This is a genomic window from Pseudomonas sp. GW823-FHT02F05 (assembly GCF_058797315.1).
In genome coordinates this window covers 434,496-450,159 of sequence record NZ_JBXAJM010000002.1, presented here as the reverse complement: position 1 = coordinate 450,159, position 15,664 = coordinate 434,496, and the positions used below count along the sequence as shown (strand labels likewise).

The window sequence follows — 15,664 nt, the reverse complement described above, 5'->3', positions numbered from 1 at the left end:
CGATAGCGGTGTGTCAGGCAATACCTGTGCAACTGATAGACCGCTATCGCAGGCAAGCCAGCTCCCACAGTGGATCGGTGTTGAACATTCCAATTGCATTCATACAAGGTGCAAGTGATGACCACAACAAGATTGACCATGGCCCAGGCCCTGGTGAAGTTCCTGGACAACCAATACATCGAAGTCGATGGCGTACAGAGCAAGTTTGTCGCCGGGGTGTTCACTATTTTCGGGCATGGCAATGTGTTGGGCCTTGGCCAGGCCTTGGAGCAGGGCAGCGGCGACCTGGTGGTGCATCAGGGCCGCAATGAGCAAGGCATGGCCCACGCCGCCATCGGGTTCGCCAAGCAGCACCTGCGCCGCAAGATCTATGCGTGCACGGCCTCGGTCGGGCCGGGCGCGGCCAATATGCTCACCGCCGCAGCGACTGCCACCGCCAACCGCATCCCGTTGCTGCTCTTGCCCGGCGATGTCTATGCCAGCCGTCAGCCCGACCCGGTTTTGCAGCAGATCGAGCAGTTCCACGACCTGAGCATCAGCACCAACGATGCCTTCCGCTCCGTGAGCAAATACTGGGACCGCATCAACCGCCCCGAGCAACTGATGACCGCGGCGATCCATGCCATGCGCGTGCTGACCGACCCGGCTGAAACCGGCGCGGTGACCCTGGCCTTGCCCCAGGATGTACAAGCCGAAGCCTGGGACTACCCCGACTATTTTCTGCAAAAACGCGTGCACCGCATCGACCGACGCCCGGCCACCAGCGCCATGATCGGTGACGCGCTGGCTGCGTTTCGCGGCAAGCGCAAGCCGCTGATCATTTGCGGCGGCGGGGTCAAATACTCCGGCGCCAACCAGGCACTGCAAGCCTTTGCCGAGCGTTTCGATATTCCTTTCGCGGAAACCCAGGCGGGCAAGAGCGCCGTGGTGTCCAGCCATCCGCTGAACGTCGGCGGCATCGGCGAAACCGGCTGCCTGGCGGCTAACCTGCTGGCGCCTGAGGCGGACTTGATCATCGGTGTCGGCACCCGTTATACCGACTTCACCACCTCCTCAAAATCGCTGTTCAAGCACCCCGAGGTGAAGTTTCTCAACCTCAATATAAGCCCCTGCGATGCGTTGAAGCTGGACGGCGTGCAAGTGCTGGCCGATGCAAAAGTCGCCCTTGAAGCACTGGCCGATGCCCTGGGCGATTACCGTTCGGGCTGGGGCGAGCAGATCGCCGACGCCAAGGCGCAACTCGACGCTGAAGTGGACCGCGTGCATCAGGTGCACTACCAGGGCGATGAGTTTGTCCCCGAAGTCGACGACCACCTGGACCGTGCCGTGCTGCGGGAATTCATCGAGCTGACCGGTTCGTGCCTGACCCAGAGCGCTGTGCTCGGCGTGCTCAATGCACGCCTGGCCGATGACGCAATCATCGTGGCCGCCGCTGGCAGCCTGCCCGGCGATTTGCAGCGTGCCTGGCGCAGCAAGGGCGTCAACACCTACCACGTCGAGTATGGCTATTCATGCATGGGCTACGAGATCAATGCCGCCCTGGGCGTGAAGCTGGCCGAGCCGAGCAAGGAGGTGTACGCCCTGGTCGGCGATGGCTCCTACATGATGCTGCACTCGGAGCTGGCCACTTCGATCCAGGAGCGCCGCAAGATCAACGTGGTGCTGTTGGACAACATGGCGTTCGGTTGCATCAACAACCTGCAGATTGGCAATGGCATGGACAGCTTCGGCACCGAGTTCCGCTACCGCAACCCCGAGAGCGGCAAGCTCGACGGTGGCCTGGTGCCAGTGGACTTCGCCATGAGCGCAGCGGCCTACGGTTGCAAGACCTACAAGGTCAGCACGCTGGAACAGCTGGAAGCGGCGTTGGCGGATGCCCGCACGCAAAGCGTCTCCACGTTGATCGATATCAAGGTGCTGCCCAAGACCATGATCCACGGCTACCTGTCGTGGTGGCGGGTGGGTGTGGCGCAAGTGTCCACCAGTGAACGTACGAATGCAGCGGCAAAAAAACTCAATGAACACCTGGCCCAGGCCCGGCAGTACTAACAACAAGAGGAGTGTTTGCATGTCTTTGAAACTTGGAGTGATTGGTACGGGCGCCATTGGCCGGGACCATATTCGTCGTTGCAGCCAGGCCTTGCTCAACAGCCAGGTGGTGGCCGTCACCGATATCAACCTTGAGCAGGCGGCCCAGGTGGTGGCGGACTTGAAGCTGGACGCCGAGGTGTACCCGGACGGCCATGCATTGATCAACGCGCCAGAGGTCGAAGCGGTACTGGTGACGTCCTGGGGGCCGAGCCACGAAGAGTTTGTGCTGGCCGCGATTGCTGCCGGCAAACCGGTGTTCTGTGAAAAACCGCTGGCGGTGACGGCCGAGGGCTGCCGCAACATTGTCGAGGCCGAAGTGGCACACGGTAAGCGCCTGGTCCAGGTGGGTTTCATGCGCCCGTACGACCAAGGCTATCGTGCCCTCAAGTCGGTGATCGACAGCGGCCAGATTGGCGAGCCGTTAATGCTGCACTGCGCGCACCGTAACCCCACGGTGGGCGAGAACTACAACACCGGCATGGCGATCACCGACACCCTGATCCATGAGTTGGACGTGCTGCGTTGGCTGCTCAACGACGACTACGTGTCCGTGCAGGTGGTGTTCCCGCGCAAGACCAGCAAGGCGCTGGCGCACCTGCGCGACCCGCAGATCGTGCTGCTGGAAACTGCCAAAGGCACGCGTATCGACGTGGAAGTGTTTGTGAACTGCCAATACGGCTACGACATCCAGTGCGAAGTGGTAGGGGAGAGCGGCATCGCCAGGTTGCCGGAACCATCTCAGGTGCAACTGCGCAGCGACGCGAAGCTGTCCAACGCAATCCTGATGGATTGGAAGGATAGGTTTATCGGTGCCTATGACGTGGAGTTGCAGGCGTTTATCGACAGCGTGCTGGCCGGGCAGGTCGGCGGGCCGTCGGCCTGGGATGGGTTTGCGGCGGCGGTGGCGGCGGATGCGTGTATTGAAGCCCAGGGCAGTGGGCAGATTGTGAAAGTCAGCCTGCCGGATCGCCCGCGCTTCTACGGCTAACTCACTGCAGAAAAGTGGTTGACACTGTGGGAGCTGGCTTGCCTGCGATAGCGGTCTATCAGTGACAGATTGATTGCCTGACTCACTGCTATCGCAGGCAAGCCAGCTCCCACAGTTGATTGGGTTTCCAAATCAATTCTGGAGTTGAACATGCGAATCGGACTAGTGGGCTACGGCCACGGCGGACGCTTTTTTCATGCGCCGTTGATCGCCACCCTGCCTGGCGCCACCTTTGTCGGCGTGGTGACGCGTTCACCCGAACGTCGCAAGCAACTGAGTACTGACCTTCCGGGTGTCAAAGCCTTCGACTCCATCGGCCAGATCGTCGAAGCCGGCGTCGATGCCCTGGTGATTTCCACCACCCTCAAAGGTCGCCCGGCCCTGGTGCTGGAAGCCATCGAGCACGGGGTGGCGGTGGTCAGCGATAAACCCTTTGCCGCCAACGCCGAACAAGCCCAGGCCCTGATTACCGCTGCCGAACGTCAGGGCTCGTTGCTCAGTGTTTATCAGAATCGGCGCTGGGATTCGGATTACCTGACCCTGCGCAAACTGATCGACGCTGGCGCCCTGGGCACCATCACCCGCTTTGAATCCCGTGTGGAACGTTACAGTCCGCAGGCCGTGGGCAATGCCAGCGGTGGAGGATGGCTGCGTGACCTGGGCAGCCATCTGGTGGACCAGGCGTTGCAACTGTTCGGCCCGGTGGAGCGGGTGTTCGCTCAATTGCACTACACACCAGAACATCCCACGGTGGACCACGGCTTCTTTGTCTCCCTCACCCATGCCAATGGCGTGATTTCGCACCTGTGGGGCAACGCGTTGCAGAACAGCCAGGCGCCGCGATTTCGCGTCAGTGGCAGCCTGGGCTGCTACACCGTCGACGGATTGGATGGCCAGGAAGAAGCGCTGCTGGCCGGCAAGTCACCGAAAACCGAAGGTGAACACTGGGGCGCCGAGGAGCATCGGCGCTGGGGCTGGTTTGAGCAAGGGCCGGAGCGTGAGCGGGTGCCGTCGGAGAAGGGCTGCTGGCCCCAATTCTATCGGCAGTTGCAAGCGGCCGTGGTGGGGCAGGGACCGCTGCCGGTCAATGCCTATGACGCCCTGGAAACCACCCGTATATTGGACGCCGCGCGCCTGAGTGCCGAGCGCCAGCAGGTGGTTTCGACGAAAATAGAATAAAATTCTAAAACAGGTTGATATGGAAATTATTTTCTAATACAGTCTTTTCCAGGTTGCATAAAGTACGTCCCGGAACCTACGGGCGACTCAACAAAAACAAGATCAAAAACAACCAGGTACCGTCAGATGAAAATCTTCAACGCTGTACTGCGAGTTTTACGCCCCCTCCAAGCGCCACGCGGACTGCCCCGCGCCCGGCCGTTCTACTTCTCCTTCCTGAATGTGCTGTGCGTCGAAAACCAGGGCGCGCTGGTGTGCTGCATTCCAGGCGCGCCGGTGGTGCGACTGACAGCCGAGTCCTGATCAACGCAACGTCGAAAAAAACCAACAAGAAAGTGGAGACAGACCGTTCATGAAGACCCCGATCCGTTTTACCGCCCTGGCCTTGTCCATGCTGCTGGCCAGTGGCGTTGTCGGCGCCGCCGATCTCAAGGTGGGCGTGACGATGTCCGCGTTCGATGACACCTTCCTCACCTACCTGCGCGAGGATATGGATAAGCAAGCCAAGTCCTATCCAAAAGGTGATGGCGTGCAACTGCAATTCGAAGATGCCCGCGCCGATGTGGTCAAGCAATTGAGCCAGGTCGAGAACTTCATCAGCCAGAAGGTCGACGCGATTATCGTCAACCCGGTCGATACCGCGTCGACCAAGAACATCATCAGTGCCGCCACCAAGGCGGGTATACCGCTGGTGTTCGTCAACCGCCGCCCCGACCAGAAAGACTTGCCCAAGGACGTGGTGGCCGTGACCTCCGATGACGTCGAGGCCGGCCGCCTGCAAATGCAATACATCGCCGAAAAACTCGGCGGCAAGGGCAAGGTCGTGATCCTTTTGGGTGACCTGGCGAACAACTCCACCACCAATCGCACCAAGGGCGTGAAGGAAGTGCTGGCCAAGTACCCGGACATCAAGATCGAGCAGGAACAGACCGGCATTTGGTTGCGTGACAGGGGCATGACCCTGGTCAACGACTGGCTGACCCAGGGCCGGGAGTTCAATGCGGTGCTGGCCAACAACGATGAGATGGCGATCGGGGCGTCCATGGCCCTGAGATCGGCCGGCAAGGAAAAAGGCAGCGTGTTGATTGCCGGTGTCGACGGCACGCCCGATGGCTTGAACGCGATCACCAAGGGCGACATGACCGTGTCGGCCTTCCAGGACGCCAAGGGCCAGGCGGTAGGTTCGGTGGAGGCAGCGCGCAAAATGGCCAAGAAGGAGCCGGTCGAGCAGAACGTGGTGATCCCGTTCCAGTTGATCACCCCGGACAACGTCAAAGATTTCAAGTAGCCCCAACATAACAACAAAAGCTGGCAGGGCGGCCACGGCCGCCCTGCAGATGGAGTACCTCCCTATGCTTGCTCAAGCCGCCACGTCTCAGCCCGTCGCCCACCCGGCGCTGGCGCTGGACGAACCCTACCTGCTGGAAATCCTCAACATCAGCAAAGGCTTTCCCGGTGTCGTGGCCCTGGACGATGTGCAGCTGCGGGTGCGCCCCGGCACGGTGCTGGCGTTGATGGGCGAGAACGGTGCGGGCAAGTCGACGCTGATGAAAATCATCGCCGGCATCTACCAGCCCGACGCCGGCGAAATTCGCCTGCGTGGCAAGCCGATCACCTTTGAAACGCCGCTGGCCGCGCAAAAGGCCGGGATCGCGATGATCCATCAGGAACTCAACCTGATGCCCCATATGAGCATCGCCGAGAACATCTGGATAGGCCGCGAACAGCTCAACAGCCTGCACATGGTCAACCACCGCGAAATGCACCGCTGCACCGCCGAGTTGCTGGCGCGCCTGCGCATCAACCTCGACCCCGAAGAACAGGTCGGCAACCTGAGCATTGCCGAACGGCAGATGGTCGAGATTGCCAAGGCAGTGTCCTACGACTCCGACATCCTGATCATGGATGAACCCACCTCGGCCATTACCGACAAGGAAGTGGCCCACCTGTTTTCGATCATTGCCGACCTCAAGTCCCAGGGCAAAGGCATCGTCTATATCACCCACAAGATGAACGAAGTGTTCGCCATCGCCGATGAAGTGGCGGTGTTCCGCGACGGCCAATACATCGGCTTGCAGCGGGCCGACAGCATGAACAGCGACAGCCTCATCTCGATGATGGTCGGGCGTGAATTGAGCCAGCTGTTTCCGGTGCGCGAAACGCCTATTGGTGAACTGCTGCTGTCGGTGCGCGACCTGAGCCTGGACGGCGTATTCAAGGATGTATCGTTCGACCTGCACGCCGGGGAGATCCTCGGTATCGCCGGGCTGATGGGCTCCGGGCGCACCAACGTGGCGGAAACCATTTTTGGCATCACCCCAAGTTCCAGCGGGCAAATCACCCTGGACGGCAAGGCGGTGCGCATTACCGACCCGCATATGGCCATTGAGAAGGGCTTTGCGCTGTTGACCGAGGACCGCAAGCTCAGCGGCCTGTTCCCGTGCCTGTCGGTGCTGGAGAACATGGAGATGGCGGTGTTGCCGCACTATTCGGGCAACGGTTTTATCCAGCAGAAAGCCTTGCGTGCCTTGTGTGAAGACATGTGCAAGAAGCTGCGGGTGAAAACCCCGTCACTGGAGCAATGCATCGACACCTTGTCCGGCGGTAATCAGCAAAAGGCCTTGCTGGCGCGCTGGCTGATGACCAACCCACGCTTGCTGATCCTGGATGAGCCGACGCGTGGTATCGATGTGGGCGCCAAGGCTGAGATCTATCGCTTGATCGCCTTCCTCGCCAGCGAGGGCATGGCGGTGATCATGATTTCTTCCGAACTGCCCGAAGTGCTCGGCATGAGCGACCGGGTGATGGTGATGCACGAAGGTGAACTGATGGGCACCCTGGATCGCGCCGAGGCGACCCAGGAAAAAGTCATGCAGTTGGCTTCCGGGATGACCGCAGTCCACTGATCTATAGAATAAGAAGGTGATGGGTTATGAACGCAATAACAGACAACAAGCCGGCAACCGCGCCGGTCAAGAACCGTCGACGCATGCCCACCGAGCTGAGTATCTTCCTGGTGCTGATCGGTATCGGCCTGGTGTTTGAATTGTTCGGTTGGATCGTGCGAGACCAGAGCTTTCTGATGAACTCCCAGCGTCTGGTGCTGATGATCCTGCAGGTGTCGATCATCGGCCTGCTGGCCATCGGTGTGACCCAGGTGATCATCACCACGGGCATCGACTTGTCGTCCGGCTCGGTGCTGGCCTTGTCAGCGATGATCGCCGCCAGCCTGGCGCAGACCTCCGACTTTTCCCGGGCGGTGTTTCCGTCCCTCACCGACTTGCCGGTGTGGATCCCGGTGGCGATGGGTTTGGGCGTAGGGCTTTTAGCGGGGGCAATCAACGGCAGCATTATCGCGGTCACCGGCATCCCGCCGTTTATCGCAACCCTGGGCATGATGGTCTCGGCCCGTGGCCTGGCACGCTATTACACCGAAGGCCAGCCGGTGAGCATGCTCTCGGACTCCTACACAGCGATCGGCCATGGCGCGATGCCGGTGATTATCTTCCTGGTGGTGGCGGTAATCTTCCACATTGCCCTGCGTTACACCAAGTATGGCAAGTACACCTATGCCATCGGCGGCAATATGCAGGCGGCGCGTACTTCGGGGATTAACGTCAAGCGTCACCTGATCATCGTCTATAGCATCGCCGGTCTCCTGGCGGGCCTGGCCGGCGTGGTGGCCTCGGCACGTGCAGCGACGGGGCAGGCCGGCATGGGCATGTCCTACGAGCTGGACGCGATTGCCGCCGCAGTGATCGGCGGCACCAGCCTGGCCGGTGGAGTAGGGCGCATCACCGGCACGGTGATCGGCGCGCTGATCCTCGGCGTCATGGCCAGCGGGTTTACCTTTGTCGGGGTGGATGCGTATATCCAGGACATCATCAAGGGCCTGATCATTGTGGTGGCGGTGGTGATCGATCAATACCGCAACAAGCGCAAGCTCAAGCGCTGAGTACCTGCCCTTGTAGGAGCGAGCTTGTGTGGCGAGCAAGCTTGCTTGCGGCGGGCGAAGCCCCCCCAAAAAGCCGGAGACTGCTGCGCAGTCGGCGGGAGCAAGCTCCCTCGCCACAGCAAGCTCGCGCCTACAGGGGATCAGGCACTTTCAACCGTTTGTCTTCTATATAGCTCCACAACACTGAATTTCTTGCTATAAACGCACTCCGATGACCGTTCGCCAAGCCCGTCCTGGTGCTTTTGGGGGTTGATCGGGAAAAAATGCCTGTCTTTTCAGTTGCTGCGCCCTCAAGTCGGCCTTAGACTGCCGCCCCTCGTAAATTGAGTGCCGGGTGGCGCTTGGAATGGATGGCGCCCTTCCGAGACCTGCACAGGTCGGCCGGAACGCTCCCTAATTCGCCTTAATGCACGTATTTTTTATAGAGAAATCAATGACAAAGGAAAAGTTGCTGGCCATGCCGGCGGATGACTACATGAATGCCGAACAGCACGCTTTTTTCGAGAAGTTGCTGCAAGACATGAAGGTGGAGCACCACGAGCGCATTGAGCAGAACCGTATCGCCATTGAGAGCCTGGACACCCCGGCCGACCCGGCTGACGCGGCTTCTGTCGAAGAAGAGCGCACCTGGCTGGTAAACGCCATTGACCGCGACCAGCGCATGCTGCCGCAACTTGAGCGTGCTCTGGAACGCATCAAGGAAGATTCCTTTGGCTGGTGTGACGACAGCGGCGAGCCTATCGGCCTCAAGCGCCTGCTGATCAGTCCTACCACCAAGTACTGCATCGAAGCGCAAGAGCGCCACGAGCAGATCGACAAGCACCAGCGTCAAGCCTGATGCGGTGAAGGGGGCGGCTCTCTAGCTGGCCGCCCTGGATCGGCATTGTTGCTGTTTATGCAATGAAGCTATTCCGTGGATAGCTTTTTCCAACTGGAATAAAGCCGTAGCATGGCCAACATTGTTAGCCAGCTAACTAATGCTGCGGAGAAGCTCCATGCAAAACAAAGTCGATGTGGCCGTAATGATCGGCAGTGGCGTACCCCAAACCCTGCGAGCCCTGGGCCAGCGAGCTTGCTGGGTGGTGTTGCTCAACGGTGAGCAGCGCGGCACTGCATTCGCCAGCCGGGACGAGGCGCAGGAATGCCAGGCTGCCTGGCAAGCGCTATTGCGCAGGGAAGCGTCAGACAGCCTGCATTGATCAAGCGCGGGGAGGCTCATGCAGCAACGCATTGAGGTCATCCACTGCGGGAGCCCATTCTGCGTCGACCTGCAATTGTTCCCTGAGGAAGTTCGCCTGCTGTTCGCTCCAGAATGGCGCGTCGATGAGTTTTACATCATCGGGCAGTCGATGTTCGGCGGTAAAACGTTCGATGGCTTCCTGGCTGGAATCCAGCCCCAGTTGTTCGAACAGGGTTTCAAGGGTTGGGGTGGTGGTGTCCATAGCGTTCTCCATGCGGGCTTATCGTCATGCATGTGAGGGGCAGGGCACGCCAGAGTTCTATCGGATTGTCAGGTATTGAGCGCGCCGCAATCCACGGCGGTTTTCAGTGCCTTGGCCGCCTCTTTGCCAGCCACGGCCGCTGCGTCGGCGGTTTTGAACCAGCGGTCTTTCTCCACCTGGTGCGCGGTGACCTTGTTCAGCGGTGGTTTTGCTCGCATGATGATGACCGCTTGAAACTCACCGTCTACTTCCCTCGCATCGCCGTGGATAATAAATTCGCCAATATCAAATTCCGTCACGTATGGCTTTCCCTTCAAGGTAACTGCGTTGATGAAACCTGACCCGCGGGGGGCAAACTTCCATGGACAGGCCAGTATGGCAGTTGTTGAGGGGCAGTGGCGCGGTAAAGTCATCCAGGCGACGAAACGATCCCGCCGCCTGAGGCGTATAGCTTGGCTTCAAGGGACTTGGCCAGTTCGCAGGCTTTGATGTGATCGCTGCGAAACCCCTTGATCTTGCCGCTGGGCACTTCAAGAATATGAAAAAAGTTCTTTCCTGCGGGTACAACTTGGTAAAGCACCGAATTGGAGTACCCATTCAGGTTCAGCAGGCAGTAGTATTGCTGTTCGTCGGGACATGGTGAACGAGTGTGGAAAGACGTAGCGTCGTGTTGACGTCGTTGCATGCTCAGCTCCTGTCGATCGATCCTGATAGCTTGTCTGCGTTGTTTCGGGTGGTTTTCACCCTGGTTGCTGTTCTAGTATTGTCGTCGGTAGTTCGTGACTGGTTCCATGCCCAGATGTTTTTTTGTGTTGGGGTGTCGGAAAACTGCATTTTTAATTGGGTTATTCTCTGAAGTCGGCAGACCCGTATTCTCGGGTCGTTGAACCTGTGATTTGCTGTATCGCGGTTGACTTCCCATGAGGTCCGCCGTTGAGGTTTGTACTAGCCTTACGAGTTCTCTTCAGTTTTTTAATGACTCTGTATCGTGTCGTAACGGCCATTTTTTGTGCTGTTCGCTTTGGCGGTCAGTGCTTTTTTGATGTGGGGGCGTTTCCTTGGCAGTCAGTAATCTGGATATGCACGCGTTATTCGTGCTGGGTGATTTGCGCGCAAAGTTGGTCAAGCAGTTTCAATCTCGGTTTGTCTACGTCACTGAACAGACGCCGGAAGGTATTTATATCGCCGAAATCGATACCGAAACGGCGCTGGTCGTGGACGACAAGCCACGTCTGGAACTCAAAGTAGGTGACCATTTTCGCGCAGCGGTATTACCCAGCCGCGAAGGTGGCAAGTTCGAATTGAGGTTTCGCGATATCAAGTTGACCGTCTACGGCCTCGGCGACTATGCCTTTGTGTCGTCGAACGAAGGCCAGGGTATTGTGTTCAAGGAAGGCCACAGCGTGATGCTGGTATTCGCCGCCCATGAGCAATTGCAGGAAGGGTTGACCAAGACCCTGAAGGCCGTGACTGGCAAAGCCGCCAAATGGCGCAAGGGTGAACTGGTGACCTTCAAGGCCAGCGAGTAGGCGATAAATACGCTGTGCATCTTTGTCTTTTGGAACCTCTACTACAGTTGAGTTGACTTAACTATTCAGAGGCTTCGCGCATTCGCAGCAAAGCCGTTCGCCATGACTGCGAAAACGCGAGGTGCACAGGCATGAAAGGATTGAAGTCACTGCTGGCGGCGGGCCTGACGACCCTGAGTCTGTCATTGCCGGTATCGGCTGCCCAGGCACCGGTGCATTTTGCCGACCTGAACTGGGAAAGCGGCAGCCTGATCACTGAAGTACTGCGTTTTATCGTCGAGAAGGGCTATGACCTGCCCACTGACACCTTGCCTGGTACCACCATTACCCTGGAAACCGCCCTGGCCAAGAATGACATCCAGGTGATCGGCGAGGAATGGGCAGGCCGCAGCCCGGTATGGGTCAAGGCTGAAGCCGAAGGCAAGGTGGCGGGCCTTGGCGATACCGTCAAAGGCGCGACCGAAGGCTGGTGGGTGCCGGAATACGTGGTCAAGGGTGACCCCTCCAAAGGGCTAAAACCCCTGGCTCCAGACCTCAAAAGCGTGCAGGACCTGGCGCGCTACAAGGACGTGTTCAAGGACCCTGAATCTCCGGGCAAGGGGCGTTTTCTGAACAGCCCCATTGGCTGGACCTCCGAAGTGGTCAACAAACAGAAGCTCAAGGCTTATGGCCTGGACGACAGCTATGTGAACTTCCGCAGCGGTTCGGGGGCGGCGCTGGATGCGGAGATTGCCTCGTCGATTCGCCGGGGCAAGCCCGTGCTGTTCTATTACTGGTCGCCGACCCCGTTGATGGGGCGCTATAAATTGATCCAGCTGGAAGAACCGCCATTTGATGCAGATGCGTGGAAGACCCTGACTGACGCAGACAATCCGAACCCGAAGCCGACACGCTCATTGGCTTCCAAGCTGAGCATTGGCGTGTCGACGCCGTTCCAGCAGGAACATCCACAGATTGCCCAGTTCTTCGAGAAGGTCGAGTTTCCCATCGAGCCGCTTAACAAAGCCTTGGCGACGATGAGCGAGCACCACACGCCGCCTCGGGAGGTGGCCCAGGCGTTTCTCAAGGAACATCCGCAGGTGTGGAAGGCATGGTTGACGGAAGATGTGGTGCAGAAGGTCGAGGCGAGCCTCAAGTAACCGGGGTCTTTGTATCGAGTGAAGATCAAGATGTGGGAGCTGGCTTGCCTGCGATGACTGAGTGTCAGACAACATATTTTTATGCTGACCCACCGCTATCGCAGGCAAGCCAGCTCCCACATTCAATTGCATTTCAAGTCAACGGTCGTTGCAGCGTTAGAACTTGGTCTGTACGGCCAGCTCAAAGGTCCTCGGTGATCCCAGATAATACGCCGGCGACACATGGGCAAACTCGGCATACACCTCGTTAGTCAGGTTACGTACGCGCCCGGTTACCGAGGTATGCGCATCCACCTTATAGCGCAGGAAGGTGCCGAACAGCGTATAGGCCGGTACGGTCTGGGTGTTGGCATTGTCCGCATACACCTGAGCGACATAACGCGCATCCACCCCGCCTTGCCAATTCTCGGCAAAGTCATAGGTCAGCCACAGGTTACCCACGCGCTTGGGCACGTTGGTTGGCGTATTGCCCTTGCGCGACACCACGGCGCCGCTGGCGATTTTCTCGTTGAACTCATCGTACTGCGCGTCCACCCAGGCGAAGTTGCCTTCGGCCAATAGCCTCGGCGTGATGCGCAACGAACTGGCCAGTTCGATGCCCTTGGACGACTGCGCGCCCACCGGGATGCTGCTGGTCGGGTCCAGCGGGTCGGTGACGGCGAAGTCCTTGCGTTCGATCCTGTACGCGGCGACCGTGGCGGAACCGCGGCCCTCCAGGTAATCGAACTTGCTGCCGATTTCCCATTGCTTGCCGGTGGACACGTCGAACACCTGGGTAGTGGTGTTGGGCTGTTCGACGGCGGTGCTGTATTGCACATAGACGTTGGCGGAGGGGATGAACTGATAGGTCAGGCCCACCCGGCCCGTTACCGGCTCCCAACTGCGCTTGAAGTGTCGCGGGTTGGTGGCGGTGATCGTACGATGGTTGGTCACGTCCAGATCGATGGCGTCATAGCGCAGGCCAGTCAGCAGCGAGAGCTTATCCGTCAGTCCCAGACGGTTTTCCACGAACAGTGCCTTGGTCGTCACCTGGTTGGTCTTGTCCTTGACGAAACCTGGCCGGGTACCGGGAATATCATAGAAGTGCCCCGGGTCGTAGTGGTTCGGGTCTACGGTACTTTTGCCCGGCACGTTCAACGGGCTGTTAGTGGTGCTGTTGATCTTGTACTCAAAACCGCCGGACCAAGTGGTGGCGAGGCCGAAGACGCTCGTGTCATGGCGCAGTTCGAACTGGTTGCCGTTCTGCTCGCCCTGATGCCGCACCTGATAGGCCGTCGAGCGGTTCACCGCGCTGTTGTCGGCGTTGTATTGGTAGGTCTCCAGGTTGCGGTAGTCGCGCTGGCTGTCGAGGTGGTAGAGGGTATTTTTCAGTGTGGTGCTGTCGTTGATCCGGTAGTCGATGATCGAGCGTGCCCAGATCGTGCGTTGCTCATAACGGCCGTCGGCTACGTTGTAGTTATTGAAGCGGTTGTGCTTGTCGATCTTCAGCTCACCGGCCTTGGGGTTGAGCACCGGCGTGCCCCAGTACGGGCTGTCTTCATGTTCGTCCTGATACTCCAGGGCCAGGGTGTGGGACAGGTTCGGGGTGAGGTCGCTGAGCAGGGAAAACGCCACGCTCCAGGCATCGCGCTGGTCGCGGTCGATGTAGCTGTGATTGGTGTTGCGGCTCACATCCAGGCGGGCGTAGTGCTGCACCTCGGCGCCGGGTTCGGTCAGCGCATGGTTGAGGCCGAACGCCATACCGGCGGTGTCGTAACTGCCATAGCTCAGTTGGCCCTCGATGGCCTGTTCCTCGCGGCTTGCCAGCTTGGTCACGTAGTTCAGCGAGCCACCCACTGAGCCTGCGCCGTTGATCAGGGAGGAGGGGCCGCCTACCAGTTCGACGCGGTCATAGATCCACGCATCCACCGGTCGCGCCAGGCCCGAGGCGACATTGATGCCGTTGAACATCTGGGTGATCTGGCTGCTGGTAAACCCTCGGTAGGAGACAAACCCGCCAAACCCAGGCGGCGCGCTGGCGTTGACGCCGGGCAGGGTATTGGCCGCATCACGGAAGGTCTTGGCGCCGTGGCGCTCGATATCGTTGCGGTTAGCAATGGCCACCGACGCCGGCGTTTCCCGCACGCTCAGGCCCAGGCGCGAGGCCATGCCGCTGGATTGGTCCAGGGCCAGCCCAGGCTCGGCACTTTGCTCGCCGTCAATGGTGGTTGGCGCCAACTCAAGGGCCGAGGCGCAAACAGGCAGGCAGCCGAACAGGCCCGCCAACAGGGGTAAATGTTTCATGGTTGAATCCTGAAAACTTGGCTCGAAAACAACGCACTGCTCCCCGTACTCCTTACGGAAACGAAGCGGTGCAGATCAGAACGCGCAGGGATCAGGCGAAGGCAGGTGGCGCGCGCGGATTAGCCGCAGGCCAGGTGAAGCGGGCGGGAATGTCGGCGGCGAGCACCACCGCTGCGGGCGGCGCATGGGGTTGCGGCAGGACTGCCACATTCAGGTGGGAGTTGAGCGCCGGGCCCATGCCGCCGGTAGAGCAAAGCGGGCAACCAAACGCCTTCGACAGCGTTGGCAGGCTCTCATCCGTAGAATTGCTGGGCAGGGGCGCCTGGGTACGTGGGTCCACCGTACAGAACTGGCCGCTGATGCCGTTGAGCTGCATCCCCACGATTTGCCCATGACCAATGCTGCAGGCGAACACATTGAACAGGACGCAGCAGTAGAGCGTCCAGGCAATGAGTGAGCGGTCGGCACGGGCGAGTTTCATGGGGCGGCACTTTATCATCAGCGACCGACGAAATGCCTGCAAAAAAACTCAGGGCGGCTATCCTCATGCGCACATTTTTGTGGAGCGCCGACCATGAGCTTTGTGATTGCGCGGTGGATCGTCGGGGTATTTACCTTCATCAGCATGGTGCACCTGTATTGGGCTGCGGGTGGCAAGCTCGGCAGCCTGGCCGCTATCCCGCAACTGCCCGGAGAGTTTGCCAGCGGGCCGCGACCGGCGTTCAAGCCGTCGGCTCTGGGTACTTTTCTGGTGGCGATGGGGCTGGTGGCGATTGCCTTGCTCGTGTGTCTGCGCGCCGGGCTGTATTTCTCGCCGGTGTCCCACGGGGCGTTGCAGTGGGGTATCAGCGCGATTGCCGTGCTGATGTTTGCCCGGGCGATTGGGGATTCGGAACTGGTGGGGTTTTTCAAGAAGGTCGGCGGGTCGAGGTTTGCTCGCCTGGATACCTATTTCTATTCGCCGTTGTGCCTGGTGTTGGGCGCCGGCTTGCTGGTGGTGGCGTGGAGCTGAGCCTGAGCCCACAGATACCTGGCTGACACCGCGCAATCCAAATGTG

Annotated in this window: 17 protein-coding genes; 12 read left to right on the top strand and 5 right to left on the bottom strand. The window is 59.4% G+C overall.

Features of this window, described 5'->3' with window-relative positions:
• Positions 1–117 precede the first annotated feature (117 nt).
• From iolD to AC1RAC_RS04420, 9 genes are all read left to right on the top strand, one after another.
• Complete coding sequence (gene iolD, locus AC1RAC_RS04460) at positions 118–2,049, top strand: 3D-(3,5/4)-trihydroxycyclohexane-1,2-dione acylhydrolase (decyclizing) (RefSeq protein ID WP_294157141.1); 1,932 nt, start codon at positions 118–120, stop codon at positions 2,047–2,049.
• 19 nt (positions 2,050–2,068) lie between these two features.
• On the top strand, positions 2,069–3,079 hold the full coding sequence (gene iolG, locus AC1RAC_RS04455) for a bifunctional inositol 2-dehydrogenase/D-chiro-inositol 1-dehydrogenase (RefSeq protein ID WP_072447792.1): 1,011 nt from the start codon (positions 2,069–2,071) through the stop codon (positions 3,077–3,079).
• 150 nt (positions 3,080–3,229) lie between these two features.
• On the top strand, positions 3,230–4,258 hold the full coding sequence (locus AC1RAC_RS04450; RefSeq protein ID WP_054897784.1) for a Gfo/Idh/MocA family protein: 1,029 nt from the start codon (positions 3,230–3,232) through the stop codon (positions 4,256–4,258).
• Positions 4,259–4,384: 126 nt separating this feature from the next.
• Positions 4,385–4,561: a hypothetical protein gene (locus AC1RAC_RS04445; RefSeq protein ID WP_003191673.1), complete on the top strand. Its 177-nt coding sequence runs from the start codon at positions 4,385–4,387 to the stop codon at positions 4,559–4,561.
• Positions 4,562–4,610: 49 nt separating this feature from the next.
• A complete protein-coding gene (locus tag AC1RAC_RS04440; protein WP_057977503.1) occupies positions 4,611–5,546 on the top strand; it encodes a sugar ABC transporter substrate-binding protein in 936 nt (311 codons plus the stop codon).
• 64 nt (positions 5,547–5,610) lie between these two features.
• Positions 5,611–7,164, top strand: a complete 1,554-nt coding sequence (locus AC1RAC_RS04435; protein ID WP_057977505.1) for a sugar ABC transporter ATP-binding protein — start codon at positions 5,611–5,613, stop codon at positions 7,162–7,164.
• A gap of 26 nt (positions 7,165–7,190) precedes the next feature.
• A complete protein-coding gene (locus tag AC1RAC_RS04430; protein ID WP_003191668.1) occupies positions 7,191–8,213 on the top strand; it encodes an ABC transporter permease in 1,023 nt (340 codons plus the stop codon).
• Positions 8,214–8,646: 433 nt separating this feature from the next.
• Positions 8,647–9,051 (top strand): TraR/DksA family transcriptional regulator, encoded by a 405-nt coding sequence (locus tag AC1RAC_RS04425; RefSeq protein ID WP_003191666.1) that lies wholly within the window; start codon positions 8,647–8,649, stop codon positions 9,049–9,051.
• 157 nt (positions 9,052–9,208) lie between these two features.
• On the top strand, positions 9,209–9,412 hold the full coding sequence (locus tag AC1RAC_RS04420) for a hypothetical protein (protein ID WP_034125690.1): 204 nt from the start codon (positions 9,209–9,211) through the stop codon (positions 9,410–9,412).
• On the opposite strand, the gene AC1RAC_RS04415 is transcribed toward AC1RAC_RS04420, so the two are convergent.
• From AC1RAC_RS04415 to AC1RAC_RS04405, 3 genes are all read right to left on the bottom strand, one after another.
• Positions 9,413–9,655 (bottom strand): DUF2789 domain-containing protein, encoded by a 243-nt coding sequence (locus AC1RAC_RS04415; protein ID WP_034125689.1) that lies wholly within the window; start codon positions 9,653–9,655, stop codon positions 9,413–9,415.
• Positions 9,656–9,723: 68 nt separating this feature from the next.
• A complete protein-coding gene (locus AC1RAC_RS04410; protein ID WP_034125688.1) occupies positions 9,724–9,954 on the bottom strand; it encodes a hypothetical protein in 231 nt (76 codons plus the stop codon).
• 110 nt (positions 9,955–10,064) lie between these two features.
• On the bottom strand, positions 10,065–10,340 hold the full coding sequence (locus AC1RAC_RS04405) for a phospholipase A2 family protein (RefSeq protein WP_032872432.1): 276 nt from the start codon (positions 10,338–10,340) through the stop codon (positions 10,065–10,067).
• A gap of 394 nt (positions 10,341–10,734) precedes the next feature.
• Here AC1RAC_RS04405 and AC1RAC_RS04400 point away from each other — a divergent pair, with 394 nt between their 5' ends.
• Both AC1RAC_RS04400 and AC1RAC_RS04395 read left to right on the top strand, forming a co-directional pair.
• Entirely contained in the window at positions 10,735–11,184 is a 450-nt protein-coding gene (locus tag AC1RAC_RS04400) for a hypothetical protein (RefSeq protein WP_052199932.1), read from the top strand.
• Between the two features lie 131 nt (positions 11,185–11,315).
• Positions 11,316–12,323 (top strand): ABC transporter substrate-binding protein, encoded by a 1,008-nt coding sequence (locus AC1RAC_RS04395; protein WP_054918511.1) that lies wholly within the window; start codon positions 11,316–11,318, stop codon positions 12,321–12,323.
• A 156-nt stretch (positions 12,324–12,479) separates the two neighbouring features.
• On the opposite strand, the gene AC1RAC_RS04390 is transcribed toward AC1RAC_RS04395, so the two are convergent.
• Complete coding sequence (locus tag AC1RAC_RS04390) at positions 12,480–14,606, bottom strand: TonB-dependent receptor (RefSeq protein ID WP_198791066.1); 2,127 nt, start codon at positions 14,604–14,606, stop codon at positions 12,480–12,482.
• A gap of 91 nt (positions 14,607–14,697) precedes the next feature.
• On the bottom strand, positions 14,698–15,087 hold the full coding sequence (locus AC1RAC_RS04385; protein ID WP_060763661.1) for a DUF2946 domain-containing protein: 390 nt from the start codon (positions 15,085–15,087) through the stop codon (positions 14,698–14,700).
• Between the two features lie 93 nt (positions 15,088–15,180).
• Between AC1RAC_RS04385 and AC1RAC_RS04380 the strand changes: the two genes are divergently transcribed.
• A complete protein-coding gene (locus AC1RAC_RS04380; RefSeq protein ID WP_034125683.1) occupies positions 15,181–15,618 on the top strand; it encodes a DUF3995 domain-containing protein in 438 nt (145 codons plus the stop codon).
• The last annotated feature ends 46 nt before the right edge of the window (positions 15,619–15,664 follow it).

Excerpts from the sequence above, each read along its gene's own strand:
- iolD (WP_294157141.1), top strand. The coding sequence starts at position 118 with ATGACCACAACAAGATTGACCATGGCCCAGGCCCTGGTGAAGTTCCTG.
- iolG (WP_072447792.1), top strand. The coding sequence starts at position 2,069 with ATGTCTTTGAAACTTGGAGTGATTGGTACGGGCGCCATTGGCCGGGAC.
- AC1RAC_RS04450 (WP_054897784.1), top strand. The coding sequence starts at position 3,230 with ATGCGAATCGGACTAGTGGGCTACGGCCACGGCGGACGCTTTTTTCAT.
- AC1RAC_RS04445 (WP_003191673.1), top strand. The coding sequence starts at position 4,385 with ATGAAAATCTTCAACGCTGTACTGCGAGTTTTACGCCCCCTCCAAGCG.
- AC1RAC_RS04440 (WP_057977503.1), top strand. The coding sequence starts at position 4,611 with ATGAAGACCCCGATCCGTTTTACCGCCCTGGCCTTGTCCATGCTGCTG.
- AC1RAC_RS04435 (WP_057977505.1), top strand. The coding sequence starts at position 5,611 with ATGCTTGCTCAAGCCGCCACGTCTCAGCCCGTCGCCCACCCGGCGCTG.
- AC1RAC_RS04430 (WP_003191668.1), top strand. The coding sequence starts at position 7,191 with ATGAACGCAATAACAGACAACAAGCCGGCAACCGCGCCGGTCAAGAAC.
- AC1RAC_RS04425 (WP_003191666.1), top strand. The coding sequence starts at position 8,647 with ATGACAAAGGAAAAGTTGCTGGCCATGCCGGCGGATGACTACATGAAT.
- AC1RAC_RS04420 (WP_034125690.1), top strand. The coding sequence starts at position 9,209 with ATGCAAAACAAAGTCGATGTGGCCGTAATGATCGGCAGTGGCGTACCC.
- AC1RAC_RS04415 (WP_034125689.1), bottom strand. The coding sequence starts at position 9,655 with ATGGACACCACCACCCCAACCCTTGAAACCCTGTTCGAACAACTGGGG.
- AC1RAC_RS04405 (WP_032872432.1), bottom strand. The coding sequence starts at position 10,340 with ATGCAACGACGTCAACACGACGCTACGTCTTTCCACACTCGTTCACCA.
- AC1RAC_RS04400 (WP_052199932.1), top strand. The coding sequence starts at position 10,735 with ATGCACGCGTTATTCGTGCTGGGTGATTTGCGCGCAAAGTTGGTCAAG.
- AC1RAC_RS04395 (WP_054918511.1), top strand. The coding sequence starts at position 11,316 with ATGAAAGGATTGAAGTCACTGCTGGCGGCGGGCCTGACGACCCTGAGT.
- AC1RAC_RS04390 (WP_198791066.1), bottom strand. The coding sequence starts at position 14,606 with ATGAAACATTTACCCCTGTTGGCGGGCCTGTTCGGCTGCCTGCCTGTT.
- AC1RAC_RS04385 (WP_060763661.1), bottom strand. The coding sequence starts at position 15,087 with ATGAAACTCGCCCGTGCCGACCGCTCACTCATTGCCTGGACGCTCTAC.
- AC1RAC_RS04380 (WP_034125683.1), top strand. The coding sequence starts at position 15,181 with ATGAGCTTTGTGATTGCGCGGTGGATCGTCGGGGTATTTACCTTCATC.